The sequence below is a fragment of the Pseudomaricurvus alcaniphilus genome (assembly GCF_011440395.1).
GTDB classification, from domain to species: domain Bacteria; phylum Pseudomonadota; class Gammaproteobacteria; order Pseudomonadales; family Cellvibrionaceae; genus Pseudomaricurvus; species Pseudomaricurvus alcaniphilus.
The window spans coordinates 354,571-370,786 of record NZ_JAAOIX010000001.1; the positions used below are offsets into that span (position 1 = coordinate 354,571).

Annotated in this window: 10 protein-coding genes; 4 read left to right on the top strand and 6 right to left on the bottom strand. The window is 59.5% G+C overall.

Annotation, left to right across the window (positions count from 1 at the left end; translation table 11 throughout):
• Window positions 1-72 precede the first annotated feature (72 nt).
• On the top strand, window positions 73-507 hold the full coding sequence (locus tag G8764_RS01545) for a universal stress protein (protein WP_166161191.1): 435 nt from the start codon (window positions 73-75) through the stop codon (window positions 505-507).
• 204 nt (window positions 508-711) lie between these two features.
• On the opposite strand, the gene G8764_RS01550 is transcribed toward G8764_RS01545, so the two are convergent.
• Entirely contained in the window at window positions 712-2,619 is a 1,908-nt protein-coding gene (locus G8764_RS01550) for an ATP-binding cassette domain-containing protein (RefSeq protein ID WP_166161193.1), read from the bottom strand.
• A gap of 297 nt (window positions 2,620-2,916) precedes the next feature.
• On the opposite strand from G8764_RS01550, the gene G8764_RS01555 reads away from it, so the two are divergent.
• Complete coding sequence (locus tag G8764_RS01555) at window positions 2,917-4,842, top strand: transglycosylase SLT domain-containing protein (RefSeq protein WP_166161195.1); 1,926 nt, start codon at window positions 2,917-2,919, stop codon at window positions 4,840-4,842.
• A gap of 133 nt (window positions 4,843-4,975) precedes the next feature.
• Here the strand turns inward: G8764_RS01555 and G8764_RS01560 are convergent, their stop codons facing one another.
• The 3 genes from G8764_RS01560 to G8764_RS01570 form a co-directional block, all read right to left on the bottom strand.
• Window positions 4,976-5,224, bottom strand: a complete 249-nt coding sequence (locus G8764_RS01560) for a glutaredoxin family protein (protein WP_166161197.1) — start codon at window positions 5,222-5,224, stop codon at window positions 4,976-4,978.
• A 173-nt stretch (window positions 5,225-5,397) separates the two neighbouring features.
• Complete coding sequence (locus G8764_RS01565; protein WP_166161199.1) at window positions 5,398-6,633, bottom strand: DUF5610 domain-containing protein; 1,236 nt, start codon at window positions 6,631-6,633, stop codon at window positions 5,398-5,400.
• 449 nt (window positions 6,634-7,082) lie between these two features.
• A complete protein-coding gene (locus G8764_RS01570; protein WP_166161201.1) occupies window positions 7,083-8,057 on the bottom strand; it encodes an FHA domain-containing protein in 975 nt (324 codons plus the stop codon).
• A gap of 204 nt (window positions 8,058-8,261) precedes the next feature.
• On the opposite strand from G8764_RS01570, the gene G8764_RS01575 reads away from it, so the two are divergent.
• Together G8764_RS01575 and G8764_RS01580 are read left to right on the top strand one after the other, a co-directional pair.
• Window positions 8,262-9,110: a PP2C family protein-serine/threonine phosphatase gene (locus G8764_RS01575; RefSeq protein ID WP_166161203.1), complete on the top strand. Its 849-nt coding sequence runs from the start codon at window positions 8,262-8,264 to the stop codon at window positions 9,108-9,110.
• Window positions 9,095-11,617, top strand: a complete 2,523-nt coding sequence (locus G8764_RS01580) for a protein kinase domain-containing protein (RefSeq protein WP_166161205.1) — start codon at window positions 9,095-9,097, stop codon at window positions 11,615-11,617. The genes G8764_RS01575 and G8764_RS01580 overlap by 16 nt, the downstream gene beginning before the upstream one ends.
• Window positions 11,618-11,822: 205 nt before the next feature.
• On the opposite strand, the gene uvrB is transcribed toward G8764_RS01580, so the two are convergent.
• Both uvrB and rlmKL read right to left on the bottom strand, forming a co-directional pair.
• Complete coding sequence (gene uvrB, locus G8764_RS01585) at window positions 11,823-13,820, bottom strand: excinuclease ABC subunit UvrB (RefSeq protein WP_166161207.1); 1,998 nt, start codon at window positions 13,818-13,820, stop codon at window positions 11,823-11,825.
• 123 nt (window positions 13,821-13,943) lie between these two features.
• Entirely contained in the window at window positions 13,944-16,100 is a 2,157-nt protein-coding gene (gene rlmKL, locus G8764_RS01590; protein WP_166161209.1) for a bifunctional 23S rRNA (guanine(2069)-N(7))-methyltransferase RlmK/23S rRNA (guanine(2445)-N(2))-methyltransferase RlmL, read from the bottom strand.
• Between the last annotated feature and the right edge of the window lie 116 nt (window positions 16,101-16,216).

The window sequence follows — 16,216 nt, forward strand, 5'->3', positions numbered from 1 at the left end:
GATCTGGGTCTAGGCATTCAACAGGCAAGCGTCTAGTATTGACTGCATCCCCATAAGGATAAGGAAACAGCCATGTCAAATTACACACACATTCTGGTTGGCGTCGATCTTTCCGATGAGGCCAATCACGTCATTCAAAGAGCCAACGCACTGGCCGCAGCCAGCAAGGCCAAACTGTCTATCGTACATGTGGTGGAACCACTCACCTTTGCCTACGGCGGCGACATCCCGGTCGATCTCACAGAAATCCAGGATCAACTGCAAACCAAGGCAGTGGAACAATTGCGGAGCATGGCCAAAGCCAACAATATCAGCAGCGAAAACCAGCACGTGGTGACCGGCCAGCCAGTATCCGAAATTCACGCCCTGGCCGATGAACTGAATGTCGACCTGGTGATTGTTGGCAGTCATGGCCGCAAGGGGCTGGCGCTGCTGCTGGGCTCCACCGCTAATGGCGTCCTGCACGGTGCCAAGTGCGATGTCCTCGCCGTTCGCGTCAAGGACTAGTGGCCAAGCTTAAAAAGCGCCAAACCTGAAAGCCAGGCAGCTTCTGGAGCGAGGGCAGCATAAGCCCTCGCGTCGCTCACGCCTGCTCACTTCCGCGCAATTCCTTTGAGCAGAGCACGTCGTTAGAACAGGGCACGTCGTTAAATCAAAACCGGGCCAACTAATCCAGTTGGCACTTCAGCAAAAAACCCGTGCCAACCGGGCCTACCCTTTCATCTCTTCCAGCTCATCCCAGCGCGCGTACTTTTGCTCGAGGGTCTGCTGCAGCGACTCAAGGCTTTGCAGGGCTTCCGCCACCACACTCTGCTCCTGCTGGTAAAAGCTGGTAGCGGCTATCTGCTGCTCCAACTGCTGCAGCTCCTTCTCCAGGTCTTCGATCTCAATAGGCAGGGTGTCCAGCTCGCGCTGCAACTTGTAACTGAGCTTTTTACCCGGCTGATCAGCTGCCGCAGCCGGCGCAGGGGCCGGCGCGACAGCGGCGGGTGCCACTGCCGACGCTGCGGGAGCAGAACTTTCCGCTTGCCAACTGCCACCCTGCCGCAGCCAGTCCTGGTAACCGCCTACATACTCCCGCACCTGGCCACCACCTTCGAAGGCGATAGTACTGGTGACCACATTATCGAGAAACGCCCGATCGTGGCTCACCAGCAGAATAGTGCCCTCGTAGCGACCAAGCAAGTCCTCCAACAATTCCAGGGTCTCGACATCCAGGTCGTTGGTCGGTTCATCCAGCACCAACAAATTGCTTGGTTTGCTGAACAAGCGAGCCAGTAACACACGGTTGCGCTCGCCACCGGACAAGAGCTTCAGCGCCGTGCGGGCGCGCTCGCCGGTAAACAAAAAATCACTGAGATAACTCATTATATGCCGGCTGCGACCGCCGACAGTGATGCTGTCGCGACCCTCGGAGACGTTATCGACGGCATTTTTCTCCAGCTCCAGCTGACCCCTGAGCTGATCAAAATAAGCCACTTCCAGGTTGGTGCCGCATTGCACCTGCCCTTCGGTGGGCTGTAACTGGCCGAGGATTATCTTTAACAGGGTACTCTTGCCGGCGCCGTTCGGGCCGATAAATCCAATGCGGTCGCCCCGCACCACAGTGCTGGAGAAATCCCGGATCACACACTGGTCGCCAAAGTAATGACTGACATGATCCAGCTGTGCCACAAGTTTGCCCGACAGACCGCCACTGTTGATAGCAAACTTGGCGTTACCCTGCACCTCGCGGCGCTGGGAGCGCTCTTCTCGCATGGCTTTGAGCGCCCGCACCCGCCCCTCATTGCGGGTTCTGCGGGCCTTGATACCCTGCCGGATCCAGCTCTCCTCTTCCGCCAGGCGCTTGTCGAAGAGGCTGTTGTGGCGCTCCTCCTCCGCCAATTGCTGCTCCCTGAATTCGAGAAAACTGCGGTAATCACCGTTCCAGGTCCGCAGGTGACCGCGATCCAACTCCACAATGGCAGTGGCCAGGCTCTGTAACAGGGAGCGGTCGTGGGTGATAAATACCACCGCCCCGCGATAGTCCTGGATTTGCTTCTGCAGCCAGTCGATGGCGGTAATATCCAGGTGATTGGTGGGCTCGTCCAGCAACAGGATATCCGGCTCTACCACCAGGGCCTTGGCCAGCGCCACACGCCGGCGCCAACCACCGGACAATTCAGCCATGGTTTTGTCCGCCGGCAGATCCAGCCGGCTGATGACGGTTTCCACCCGCTGCTGCAATGCCCAGCCGTCGCGGCTGTCGATTTCGTGTTGCACTCGAGCCAGCTCATTGAGTGAGTGAGTGTCGGTGGCTTTCTCCAGCAGGTGATGGTACTCGGCAAGCAGTGCGCCCACCTGTTCCAGTCCGCTGGCCACCGCATCGTACACTGAGAGATCGTCCGCCTCGGGCAGGTCCTGCTCCAGTCGGGCGACTTTGACCGCCGACTCGCGCCAGATCGATCCGTCATCCAACTGCACATCACCGGAAATGACTTTCAGCAAGGTAGACTTTCCCGCGCCATTACGGCCAATCAAACAGATCCGCTGGCCTTTACTGATACTCAGGTCAACGCCATCCAGCAATACCTGGTGGCCAAAGTGGAGACTGGCATTTTTTAATTCAAGAAGGGGCATGGGGGTTACTTGCTCTGGTCAAAAGACACATTATTGTCAGCTAACTGTCAATAATAACCGAAATTACACAGGTAATTTACCCCTGGCGAACGGCGCGCTAGTAAAGGACTTGCCGACACAAAAATCAAGGGGCTAAAGCCGAAAAATTGGCGTACAATAGATCTAAAATGACTCAAAACCTTTATCTGTATGCACTTTGCTCCACGAGTAACGGCTACCACTGTATCTTCTCCTGCACTGCGGGCGAGAGCCCTCGCCGCTGTCTGCCTTGCTTTTCTGACCTTTGCTGGCCTTGGCTTGCCGGGCGACAGAGCCCTGGCGGAAGGACTACCTTCATTAGGCAGCGCTAAAACATCCCAGCTGGAGCAGCAACGCCAGTTTTACCTGGCGGCACGCAATGCCTTGCAACTCAAGCAGTACACGGTTTATCAACAGTACCGCGATCGCCTGCACGGCTACCCGCTCTCCCCCTACCTCGACTACTACTATTTAAATCGCCGCCTGTCGCGCCTGCCATCGGAGCAGGTGAGCCAGTTCCTGGACAGTAACAGCGATTCCCATCTAGGTGACAAGCTGCGCCAGCGCTGGCTGCTCACCCTGGCGAAAAAGAATCGCTGGCAGGAATACCTCAGTTTTTACTCGGCCGACCTGCGCAGCACCACGCTCTCCTGTTTCGCACTCCAGGCTCGTCACGCCAGTGGCGACGAACTGGCACTGCAGGAAGTTGAACCCTTGTGGAACGTGGAGCACTCGCAACCGAACGACTGCGATCCCCTGTTCGACACCTGGATCGCCGCCGGCGGTTTGACCCCGGACATTGCCTGGCAGCGATTTAATAAAGCGATGAGTGCCGGCAATCGCACCCTGGGCAATTATTTGCTGCGCTACCTGACTGGCGAAGAGTTGAAACTTGCCGAACTGCAGATCGAAATCGGCCGCTACCCGCACCGGATAGCCCGCAGCGAGCGCTTTCAGCAACAGTCGCCGGCAATACAGAACATTATTCTCTACGGTATCAAACACTACGCCCGGCAGGATCCCCTCGCGGCCCTGCAGGCCTGGTATCGCTATGACGCCCAGCAACTGTTCAACAGTGAACAGCGCCACGAGACCCAACAACAGCTGGCCCTGTACCTGTTGCGCAAGGGCCATCACGACGAAGTTACCCAGTTGATCGCGGATATTCCCGAAATCAGCAGCAAAACCCTGACCGAAATCATCATCGTCGATGCCCTGAAACAGCAGGACTGGCCTAAAGTTCACCAGCACATCGTCAAGCTGGACCTGGACGCCCAGCGAGAGGAGCGCTGGCTGTACTGGCGAGCCCGGGCGCTGGAGCAGGCCGAACTCAGCGATCCGGTCTATAACTCAGCCGGCGAGATCTACACCCTGCTGGCCATCCGCCGGGATTATTATTCTTTCCTGGCCGCCGATAAACTGGGGCGTGACTACCACCTCGGCGATACACCGGCCAATATCAACCCGGAAAAACTGCTCACCATTCAAACCAACCCTGCCGCGCGCCGGGCCCGTGAACTGCTGGCCATCGGCGACACCACCAATGCCAGCCGGGAATGGTATTACATGAGCAGGCGCCTCAACTCAGAAGACGAGCACATTGCCGCCGCCTCCCTGGCACACCAGTGGGGCTGGCACAACCAAACCATCATTTCCCTGGCCAGTGCGCGCTCCTGGGATGACCTGCAAATGCGGTTTCCCCTCGCTTACGACAAACAGGTCCTGGCCGCCGCGCAAAAACACAGCATTTCACCACTGCTGCTGTTTGCCATTGCCCGCCAGGAAAGTGCCTTTGCCGAGCAGGCCCGCTCTCCCGCCGGCGCCCTCGGCCTGATGCAGTTGATGCCCGGTACCGCCCGGCAAACGGCTAGCCGTGCCGGGGTTAAATACCAGCAACCGCACGAGCTATTACTGCCGGAAAAAAATATCACTTTGGGCAGCTACTACGTCAACGAACTGCTGGAGAAGTATGAGGGCAATCGCATTTTGGCGGCAGCCGCCTACAACGCCGGGCCACACCGGGTAGATCAGTGGCTACAGCGCTCGGCCAAACAGCTGCCCATCGATATATGGATTGAAAGCATTCCCTTCCGGGAAACTCGCAAGTACGTGCAAAACGTATTGGCCTACTCGGTTATATACGGTTATCGGACCGGCAGTATTCCCGACATGTTGACTCGCTCGGAAGCTGGACAGCGGCTGTAAATCGGCCTGCCCTGTGCAGGCCCCCAGCAAACTAATAGCCCAGCCCCACTCGCACAGTCTCTAGGACAGCCATCCAGTTAATGACAGCCGATCCGCCGGAGCGGATCGCACAACAACGCCCCCAGGCAATCAGTCAGGACTTGTCAGCGGCCAGGTAAGCCGCCAGTTGCTCGGCGGAAAACGGCCAGCCGAGATCCCTTTCGCAGTCGTCCCGCCGCACCACCGGAATGCGGATACCGTAGCGCTCCACCATCTCGTCGTCGTTGGCAATCTCGATTTCCTGCAAGCGATAACCGTAGTGCTCAAGCACCGGCCACATAACGGTCTTGGCCTGCTCGCACAGATGGCAGCCCAGCGTGGTATAGAGGTAAAGGGTTTGCATATATTTTGGACCAGGTTGGCGCGGGGGCTTATATTAACCTGCGCACGCTTACCCTGACAGTGCCCAGTTGCCCAGCGCGGCTCATTGCCCCAATCGCTGACGCGCCAACCGCTAATGCCCCAATCAATTCAGATATGAGCCGGCATTGTGCTGAACCCTACTCGTGCGGAGCCCTACTGCTGCTTTGGCAACAACATCGCCAGCGAGTCCACAAAGCCTGCCCTGTGACTGCTTTCAAACTGTTGCGCAATCGCCTGCATCAATTCCAGCGGCTGCTGGAAACGACCGGCAACGGACTGCGCCGCCGCAACTTTTTCCGCGTAATCCGCCAGCGGCAGCAGGCCACTGGATGGGCCCTGGGCCGCTGTGAGACGCTCGAACAGGGATTCTGTCTGGCCAGAGGTTGGCGACACCTGGTCTTGGGTATAGGCCTGGGTTTGAGTATAGGCCTGGCTCATACGCTGCACCGAGCTGTGCCGAAGCTTCAGCGCAAACGAGGCGATTTCCGAACTGTCGAAGCCGAGTTCGGTAGCCATTGCAAAAGCCTGCTGCACGTCGCCGTCGAAAAACCGGTTCGACAACTCTGCCACCTGGCCCAGTAAATCCTCGATCGCAGTCAGCTCATCACTGTCGAGCTCGCCGTTTACCTTGAGTGAAAACTGCTGCTGCCGGGCGTCGTCAGCCCGGAAGCGTCCCTGCAGGCCTTCGAGACTGTCAATCTGGGCTTCTACCATACTCAGCTTGAGGCTGGCTGCCTTGATATTGACCTTGTCCCCGTCTGCGGTTGTGACAGAAAAGCTGAAGCTACTGCGTTCGGCACTGTCACTGCGCGAATAAAAGGCGCTGGCGGCCTTATCGGGCACGGCCACTGCAGCCGGCCCGGGATCAGTCTCCAGCAGCGACTCCGAGCCCGGCAAATACTGGCGCTGCAGTGCATCGAAGCCCTCCAGCACCAGGTCATGGGTCTGCTGAATTTCCGCCCAGACCCCAGCATCAACTCCACCCAGTTCAGCCAGGATTTCCGCCGCCTCACCAAACCCCTGCTGGAAGCCTTGCAGGCCTGCCGCCAGGCGCGACGCCAATTGTTCAGTGCTGGCGCCATCGGCCAGGTCCCGTGCCAGCTGGGCCTCAACAAACGCCAGGATTGTGCTCGCAGCCTTGACTGCACCCGCCGCCGGCTCCCTAACGGCCTCTACCGGGGCGGTTTGCGTGGGGGCGAAGCTGTAAACGGAACTGCTGAACACTTGCTGCTCGGAGCGAATATAGATCGACGAGGGGCTGTTACCGTGGCCGCCGGGGCTGTGTCCACTCGGCTGCAATTCGGCCGCCAACTGCGACTGGCCAGCGTTCGAATGCTGGAAAAAACGGGTGTGCTGTATCTGGGTAGCCTGCATTCCTTCGATGAGCACGGCAGCCTCCGGTAGGGGATAAATAGTGAGGTACTACCGGGGTATCGTCCAAAGCAGGAAAAACTTTAGTAACTTTACATTACCTGGCCACATTACCTGGCCACATTACCTGGCCACATTGCCGGGGCACATTTCCAGGCCATATATGCAGGCCATATATCTACCTAATTACGCCTATGAATAAGCCAGCTATCGGCGATAGTAAATATATACCCTGTAGCACTTGGGACAGCAGCTTTGCTCCCGGCCTGGCTCCAGGGACTTGCTTTCAAGACTCGCCGTGCATCCATCCATGGAGGCTCCGCGACAGCATCCCTGCTGTCGAGGGTCTTGAAAGCAAGCCCCCGAAGCCAGACCTAACATATTGCCGGCTGCACGACGCTTAGCTTAGGTGGTACTTAGGTATATCTATGGACGATTAATGATGCCCGATTGTTGCTAAACAAGGGTCAGGCGGGTAACCCGAAGTGCCGCCAGGCAACGTACAAACCGCCGCCGATAATCAGCAGTAAACCCAGGCCAACGGCCAGGCGCCGGCCCGCAGAGGGCTGCTCCAGTTTATGCGACTCGATTGAATCGGCCTCAATTCGGGTTACCGCCACCGGCTTACGCATTTGGGCGGGCCTGGCAGTGCCGCTTGCAGAAGCGCCCTTGGCTGCGGCGCCGCCATCCCCTCCGGCGCTGTGAGTGTTAGCAGGAGCCGTTCGCACATTATGCGCAGGTTTATCCGGCGCCCGCTCGGACAGCGAGCGGAGACTGTCAGGCAGCACGCGAATGGAGGTTTTATCCAGTTCATCAGCAGGGCCAATCACCCCAAAACTGAGCGTGTCAAAGCGCAACTCATCACCGCGCTTGACCCGTGCCTCGGTCACTCGCTGGCCGTTCCGAAAAGTGCCGTTAGAGGACTGCAGGTCCTTTACGTAGAGAGCGCCGTCGCGAATAAATAACTGTGCATGCCGGCGGGACAAGTGGGCAGCCGCAAACACGATATCGCAGTCCTGGGACCGCCCTACCACCACCCCGTCGAGCAACGGGTAGACCCGATTGGCCAATGCACTGTGGTTGGCTTTTAACGCCCAGCCACTGGCTGCTGCCGCCTGGGACGCCGCTATCGGCGCCTGTACCCGCTCCTGTTTCGGATCGATCACCTGCAATTCGACCCCGCCCAGCCCCAGTCGGTCATCCACCTTCAATACCACCGCCGCACCGGGCTTGACCTGGTGGCCATTAACAGTGGCAGTAGCGTGGTCCGCCAGCAAGGTAAAAGTAAGGGTTTCGTGATCCACTGCGATTTCGGCGTGCCGCTGCTCGATACCCGGGTGACTTAGCTGCAGGTCACAATCGCTGGCACTGCCAATCAGCAACCGCGGCTCCACTAACCACAGGGTATTTTTAGGATTGTTCGAAATTCGGAGCTTAAGCATAACAGGCCGTTTCCGCGGAACCGTGTAAAAAGAAAATAATGCATTTATCAAGTCAGGCTGGCAATCATTGCAGTGAAAGAATTCACTTTATTATCCAGCAATTAGAGCTACTATTGCCTTAGCGCAGCCGATACTGTCCTGGCGCAGCCGATATTAGATTCGCGCAACCGAATTCCGCCCACCCCTTTAAAATAGTCTATATCTATGCCGTTTTGCCAATCACATTCCATATCTGACAAGGGCTTGCACAGGGACAACAACGAAGACTGTTTCCTGAGCGCACCGGAGCAGGGGTTGTGGGCCGTGGCCGACGGCATGGGCGGCCACGCCGCGGGTGAAGTCGCGAGCGCCATAGTGGTGGGCACCCTGATGCAAGAAACCAAACGCGGTACCCCCCTGCCGCGAGCCATCAGCCTGGCGCACCGGGCAGTGCTGCACGCCGCCGACGCCGGCGAAGGCGCCAGCGGCATGGGTTCAACGGTGGTCGCCCTTAGCAGCAATGCCGATGACTACGAAGTTTGCTGGGTCGGCGACAGCCGCGCCTACCTGTGGACTGCCAGCGCCGGAGGTGGTCAATTGGAACAGTTGACCACCGATCACTCTTACGTGCAAATGTTGTTAGCCTCAGGGGCAATCGGGCCCGAAGATGTCCACCAGCACCCGGACAAGCACATCATTACCCAGTGTATTGGTTCCCCCGACCTGGAGGCGGTCGCGGTAGACAGCTGCCACGGCACCTGGCAGGCCAATCAATGGGTTTTGCTGTGCAGCGACGGCCTGACCGATGAGTTGGACGACAAGACCATCGCCCAGCTACTGTGCGACGCCAATACTCCCGAGGCCGCCTGCCAGGCCTTGCTGCAGCGAGCGCTGCGCAACGGCGGCCGCGACAATATCACGGCGCAAGTGATCCAGTCGCCGCGCCAGGGAACCCCACCGCGGCGGCAAGCCACCACCCTGCCCCGTATTACCGGCAGTCGCTGGCTGGACCTGGGGATGTACGGGCTGGCACTGATTAGCGTTCTGCTGGTGACCCTGTGGACACTGTGGTAAAGGGCGCGGCTACTATGACGCCGGCACCGCAAATTCCCGGTTACCTGATCGTGCGCCAGCTCAGCCAGGGCGGCATGGCCACTGTGTACCTGGCCATCCAGCTCAGTGTGGGACGCGAGGTGGCACTCAAAGTCATGTCACCAGCGCTGAACGCCGATCCCACCTTCAGTGAGCGCTTTCAGCGGGAAGCCAACATCGTCGGCCAGCTGTCGCACCCGAACATCGTCCCGATTTACGATATTGGCTGTCACGGCGATCTCAACTACATTGCCATGGACTACCTGGCCGGCGGATCCGTACTCGATAAAATGGCCACCGGCATCAGCCAGGCAAGCGCTCTGGACATCACCGCGCAAATTGCCCTGGCGCTGGATCACGCCCACGAAAAAGGCTATGTGCATCGGGATATCAAGCCGGAAAACATACTTTTTCGCGCCGATGGCAGCGCTGTACTCACTGACTTCGGCGTCGCCCGGACCCTCAGCGATGCCTCCCGGGTGACCTCCATAGGCACGGTAGTGGGCACCCCCTACTACATGAGTCCGGAGCAGGCCCGGGGCACACCGCTGGACGGGCGCGCCGACCTTTACAGCCTCGGCGTACTGCTCTACGAGATGCTTACCGGCAGCGCACCCTTTCGTGCCGACGACGCCGTGGCGATTGCGATTATGCATTTAACCGCTGCACCACCGAAACTGCCACCGCAGCATGCATCCGTACAGCCCCTGCTGGACAAACTACTTGCCAAGCAAGCGGATGACCGCTTCCAGCGTGGCCGGGATGTCGCCGCCGCCATTCAACTGCTGGCGGCAGCATCCGCCAGCAGCGGACCCCAGGCCGCATACCTGAGCGCCACCGAGCCGACCGCCATCCACGCGTTTACGCTGCTGCGCGCCCTGCTTGCAGTCACTTGCGCGGCTTTCGCCCTGCGGCTCAAATCCCTGCGCCGCTGGCTCGGTCAATGGCGCTATTCACTCGAGGATGGCTTGCACCGAGCGCCGCCATCCACTGCCACCGAGATTCGCAGCCACTTCAGTACCGCGGCGCAGAATCGAGACACCCTGGTTACCAACATCCCTGTTGTCAGCTGGCGCGACCGCGCAGACAGTATCCGGCGTCGGCCATGGCTGCTGGCGCCCGCGCTACTCGTGCTGGCAATACTGGTCTGGTTGGCCTGCAGCATTGCCCTCAGCCGTCTCGACCTGCCGGGTAAAACGCACCTGCCCGAGGGCCTGCTCAGCGCTGCGGCCAGCACCGAACAGTGGCTCAGGGCACCTTTCGGCTCCGGCAGCCCGGCAACTGACGCGGCGTTAGTGGTCGCTGGCGCCGGCTCTAGTTTGAGCGATCCCACCGTCGACACAGTCTCGCCAATCACCACCGCAGTCCTGGCAGCCACCGACACAACCAGCACTCCTGACACTACCGACAACAACACAAGCGAAGAAACCGCCGGCAGCGACAGCCCGGACCAGGTCACCGCGGAAGCGACGCTGCCCGCTCCTCCGCCCCGTTACGAACTGCTGGTTACCACCCGCCCCCCCGGTGCACGAGTCAGGATCCTCAATATTCGGGAAAAATACTACGCCGGCATCCCCCTGATACCCGGCGATTACCACCTGGAAGTGACCCATAGTGGCTACGAGAGCCACCTGCAGTGGATCAAGATTCTGGATAAGCATTTGACCCTGCCGATCGCGTTGGAAAAGAAGCCGGTTGCCGGCGCGATATTTCACAGTGAACTCAGCACTGGCAGCAAGGGGCCGGCGATGGTGATCGTGCCCGCGGGCCGTTTTGCTATGGGTCACAAGGGCGCGAGCAACGCCTCACCCGTGCGCCAGGTAAACATCGCCCGGGCCTTCGCCGTCAGCCAGTACGAAATTACCTTTGCCGACTATGAGAAATTCAGTTTTCACAATAATCTCCCGCTACCCTCGGACAACCGCTGGGGCAGAGGCAGCCGACCGGTAATCAACATCAGCTGGGAGGATGCCCGCGCCTACACCGAGTGGTTGAGCCAGACCAGCGGCCAGCGCTACCGACTGCCCACGGAAGCCGAATGGGAGTATATCGCCCGCGCCGGGACCAGTACGGACTACTTCTGGAGCGAGCGCGATAGCGACACCGGCGAACCTGCCTATGCCGATGACCAAACCACTAATGCCGACAACAAGCCAGTTTTTGCCAACTGCCGGCGCGGCTGTAACAGCCCGTTCAGCACCCTGCTGCGAGCCCGGAGCGCGCCCGTAGGCAGCTTTCACGGCAACCAATTCAAGGTCTTCGACACGTCCGGCAATGTCGCCGAGTGGGTGCAAGACTGTTACCAGAATCACTATCTCGCCGCCCCCCGGGACGGCAGTGCGGTGGAGCGGGAACACTGCCCGCTGCGTGTGGTGCGGGGCGGCTCAGTGAAAAGCCCGGTCGCCGACATCAAAAGCCACAGCCGCGACCGCAGGGACCCACGCCAGGGCTACCGGGATGTGGGCTTTCGCGTGGTATTGGAATTGTAACGGGGGCGAGCGCGCGAATCGGCTCCACATTGAGTAGGCGCGAAGCCCATGACACTCAGATATAGAGCAGCAGGATAAATAGCACTGTAACCAACGGGGCTATGATTAAAACGGAACTTTGGTTAAAACAGCACCTAGATTAAAACGGCACTTTGGTTAAAACGGCACTTTGAGCAAAAGGGCTTTTTTATCAACGGTGCTGTGATCAGGCTTGTGCCGCTTTCAGCCGGGCAATCTGGTCGCGCAGCGCAGCAGCCTGTTCAAATTCGAGGTTCTTGGCGGCCTGGAACATTTTCTCCTCCAGCTCCGCCACATGCTTCCAGACATCGCCGGTGGCCATCTCGTTTTCATAACGCCCCTTCTGCTCCGCCACCTGGCGGCGTTTGGCGCGCGCGCCTGGCACATAGGTGCCGGCCATTATATCGGTCACGTTTTTGCGGATCCCCTGCGGCGTAATACCGTGCGCCTCATTGTGCTTGACCTGCTTTTCCCGGCGCCGGTCGGTCTCTTCCATGGCCCGCTGCATGGAACCGGTGATCTTGTCCGCGTAGAGGATGGCCTTGCCATTGACGTTGCGCGCCGCGCGGCCGATGGTCTGGATCAGGGATCGATCGGAGCGCAGGAAGCCCTCCTTGTCGGCGTCGAATATGGCCACCAGCGACACTTCCGGCATATCCAGGCCTTCGCGCAGCAGGTTGATCCCCACCAGCACATCGAACTCACCGATGCGCAGATCGCGAATGATCTCCACCCGCTCCACGGTATCGATGTCCGAGTGCAAATAGCGCACCCTGACACCGTGCTCCTGCAAGTAATCCGTCAGGTCCTCTGCCATGCGCTTGGTCAAAACCGTGATCAGGACCCGGTCACCCGCTTTCACCCGCAGGCCGATTTCCGACAGGGCGTCGTCCACCTGGGTGCTGGCCGGTCGCACCTCAACTTCCGGGTCGATCAGCCCGGTGGGACGCACCACCTGCTCCACCACCTGGCCGGCGTGTTCCACTTCATAGGGGCCCGGCGTGGCCGAGACAAAAATCATCTGCGGCGCCAGTCGCTCCCATTCGTCAAAGCGCAGGGGGCGATTATCCAGTGCCGATGGCAGTCGGAAACCGTACTCCACCAGCGTTTCCTTGCGCGAGCGGTCGCCCCGATACATGCCGCCAATCTGCGGCACCCCGACGTGGGATTCGTCGATCACCAGCAGCGCATCGGCGGGCAGGTAATCAAACAGGGTGGGCGGCGCCTCGCCGGCCGGACGGCCGGACAAGTAGCGGGAATAGTTTTCGATGCCGGTGCAATAACCCAGCTCCTGCATCATTTCGATGTCGTACTTGACTCTCTGCTCCAGCCGCTGGGCTTCCACCAGCTTGTTGTTGCCGCGCAACTGCTCCAGCCGCTGGCGCATCTCTGCCTTGATATCGTCCAGCGCATCGAGAATGGTTTGCCGCGGGGTCACGTAATGGGACTTCGGATAGACGGTGAAACGGTCCAGTTTCTGCAAAATGGCGCCGGTCAACGGGTCGAACAACGACAGTCCTTCTATCTCCTCGTCAAACAGCTCTATGCGCAGCGCTTCACTCTCCGCATCCGCCGGAAACACATCGATAACGTCGCCGCGAACCCGGTAAGTGGCGCGGTGAAAATCGGTATCATTGCGGGTGTATTGCAACTCCGCCAGGCGTCGCAACAATTGGCGCTGGTCGATCTGGTCACCGCGCAACAGGTGCAACACCATTTTCAGGTAGGCGTCCGGGTCACCCAGGCCGTAGATCGCCGAGACGGTGGCTACCACGATGGCGTCCTTGCGCTCCATCAGCGCCTTGGTGGCCGACAGCCGCATCTGCTCGATGTGCTCATTGACCGAGGCGTCCTTCTCAATAAAGGTGTCCGAGGACGGCACGTAGGCTTCCGGCTGGTAGTAATCGTAGTAGGAGACAAAATACTCGACTGCGTTGTGCGGAAAGAACTCCTTGAACTCACCGTACAACTGGGCCGCCAGCGTTTTGTTTGGCGCCATGATCATGGTCGGGCGCTGGACTTGCTGAATGACATTGGCAATGGTGAAGGTCTTGCCGGAACCGGTCACCCCGAGCAGGGTCTGGTAGGCCAGCCCGGATTCGATCCCGGCGACCAGTTCGCGGATTGCGGTCGGCTGGTCACCGGCCGGCTGGAAAGGACTCTCTACTGCGAAGGTTTTAGTCATTGGTCAATCTGTTTGCTCCGCTGATTTGCGCGTCCGCCAGTGGGACATCAACCGGATATACTCGCACGAGCGCAAATCGGATCGCAAGCACTAGCGTGTAGTTTCCGGCCAGAGCCTGTTTACTCACGCCGAGTTGATCAGCCAACACTGGTGGATTTTTTGATTGCGCTGAAAGTCCGGGTCCAGGGTGCGGGCGGTGATATTTTCCACCCGGTAGCGTGCCAGCGCTGCCTCATCCAGTTTAAAACTGCGCAGGTTATTGGAGAACACCAGGCTGCCACCGGGCAACAGCAACTCCATACAACGTTCTATCATCGCCACATGATCGCGCTGCACATCCAGCACCCCCTCCATGCGCTTGGAATTGGAAAAGCTGGGCGGGTCGAGCAAAATCAGGTCAAACCCCTGGCGGCAGTCCTGCAACCACTGCAGGCAATCCCCCTGCAGCAATTGGTGCCGAGTCGTGGATATATTGTTGGCTTTGAAATTTTTCTCCGCCCACTTGAGGTAGGTGTGCGACATATCCACGCTTACCGACTCCCGCGCGCCGCCCAGGGCCGCGTGCACCGTGGCCGTCGCCGTGTAGCAAAACAGATTCAGGAAGCGCTTGCCCATGGCCATATCACCGAGCATCAGGCGCACCGGACGGTGATCGAGAAATAACCCCGTATCCAGGTATTCCCACAAGTTGACCAGCAGGGTCGCCTTGCCCTCCTGCACCGGCAGCAGCGGATAGGCCCGCTCGCTCTGGCGCTGGTACTGCTCCTTGCCCCGGGTACGACGGCGCTGCTTGAAACTGATGTGCTCGACCGGCACACCCAACGCCGCGGGCACCGCCGCCTGGATTTCGGCAAACCGCTCGCGGGCCTTGTCCTCATCGACGGATTTCGGTGCGGCGTACTCCTGCACATGGACGTAATCACCGTAGACATCAATAGCGGCGGAATACTCTGGCATATCGGCATCGTAGAGGCGATAGCAGTGGATTTGCTCGCGCTTGATCCACTTGCCCAGCTGCCGGGCATTCTTGCGCAAGCGATTGGCCAGCATCTCCGCCCCGGGGGTCAGCGCTGCCGGCTGGTCCAGGGCCGCGGGCGGGGCATCCACAAATTGGGATGATTCCACCCGAATCAACAATAATTCACTGGCCAGGGCGCCATTAAACAGCTTGTAGCGCTTGTGCGCGCGCAACCCCAGGCTCTTACCCAGATCCGGGTTGCCGGTAAACACAGCCAGTGACCAGCCGCTGAAGTGCTCCCGGCACTTGTCCCCGAGCAGACGGTACAAGCTGGTCAGCTGCTGCTTGTCACCCAGGCGCTCGCCGTAGGGAGGATTGGTGATGACCAGGCCAGCGCCGAGTTCGGTATGGGTGGGCTTGACCAGGTCTTGCAGGGGTTTGTGGATCACCCGCACGTATTCTTCAAGGCCGGCGTGGGCAATGTTCGATTCCGCCGCCAACAGCACCCTGCGATCGGCGTCATAGCCTCGAATCTCGGCAATCCCCCGCTGCTGCCCCTCGCGATAGCGCTGCAGCGCTTGCTGGCGCAACGACTGCCAAGCCGGGGCATCAAAATCGGGCCAGCGCTCGAAGGCAAACTCGGGCCGATCCAGGCCCGGGGCGCGATCCAGCGCCATCAGCGCCGCTTCGACCAGGATAGTTCCCGAACCGCACATGGGATCGATCAGGGCGCCGCCCTCGGCGGCTATTTGCGGCCAATTGGCGCGCAGCAACAGCGCCGCGGCCAGGTTTTCTTTCAACGGTGCCGCACCCTGCTGGGTGCGGTAACCGCGGCGGTGCAGGCTATCGCCACAGAGATCGAGGGCGAGGGTAACCTGGCCCCTGGCAAGGCGCGCGTGAATCCTCAGGTCCGGGTTCTGCTTGGCCACGCTTGGCCGCACGCCGGCCGCTTCGCGCAGGCAGTCGACCACCGCGTCTTTAATGGTCAGGGCACCGAACTGGGTGTTGCGTATGGCACCACTGGTGCCGGTAAAGTCGACCAGCAGTGTACCCGTGGGGCGCAAATGGGCAGTCCAATCCACGCCGCGCGCCGCACTGTACAAATCCTCGGCGCTGGCACAGGTAAAGCGACCAAGGGGCAGCAATACGCGGTTGGCCAGCCGACTCCAGAGGCAGGCCCGGTAAGCACCGGCCAGGTCTGCGTCAAAATAGATGCCTGCTACCGTCTCGCGCAAATTGGCAAAGCCGAGGCCCTCGAGCTCCTGCAAAAGCAGACCTTCCAGTCCTTTGGGGCAGGTGGCGAAAAACTGGAATTCTTTCATGGGGTCTACTTCACACTTTATATTCAATGAGTTACGAGCCAAATTGAAGGTAATTACTCGCGGTTATACCGGTCGGGGTTAAACTGGCATTTCTATATGACAAATGAATTGTTCAC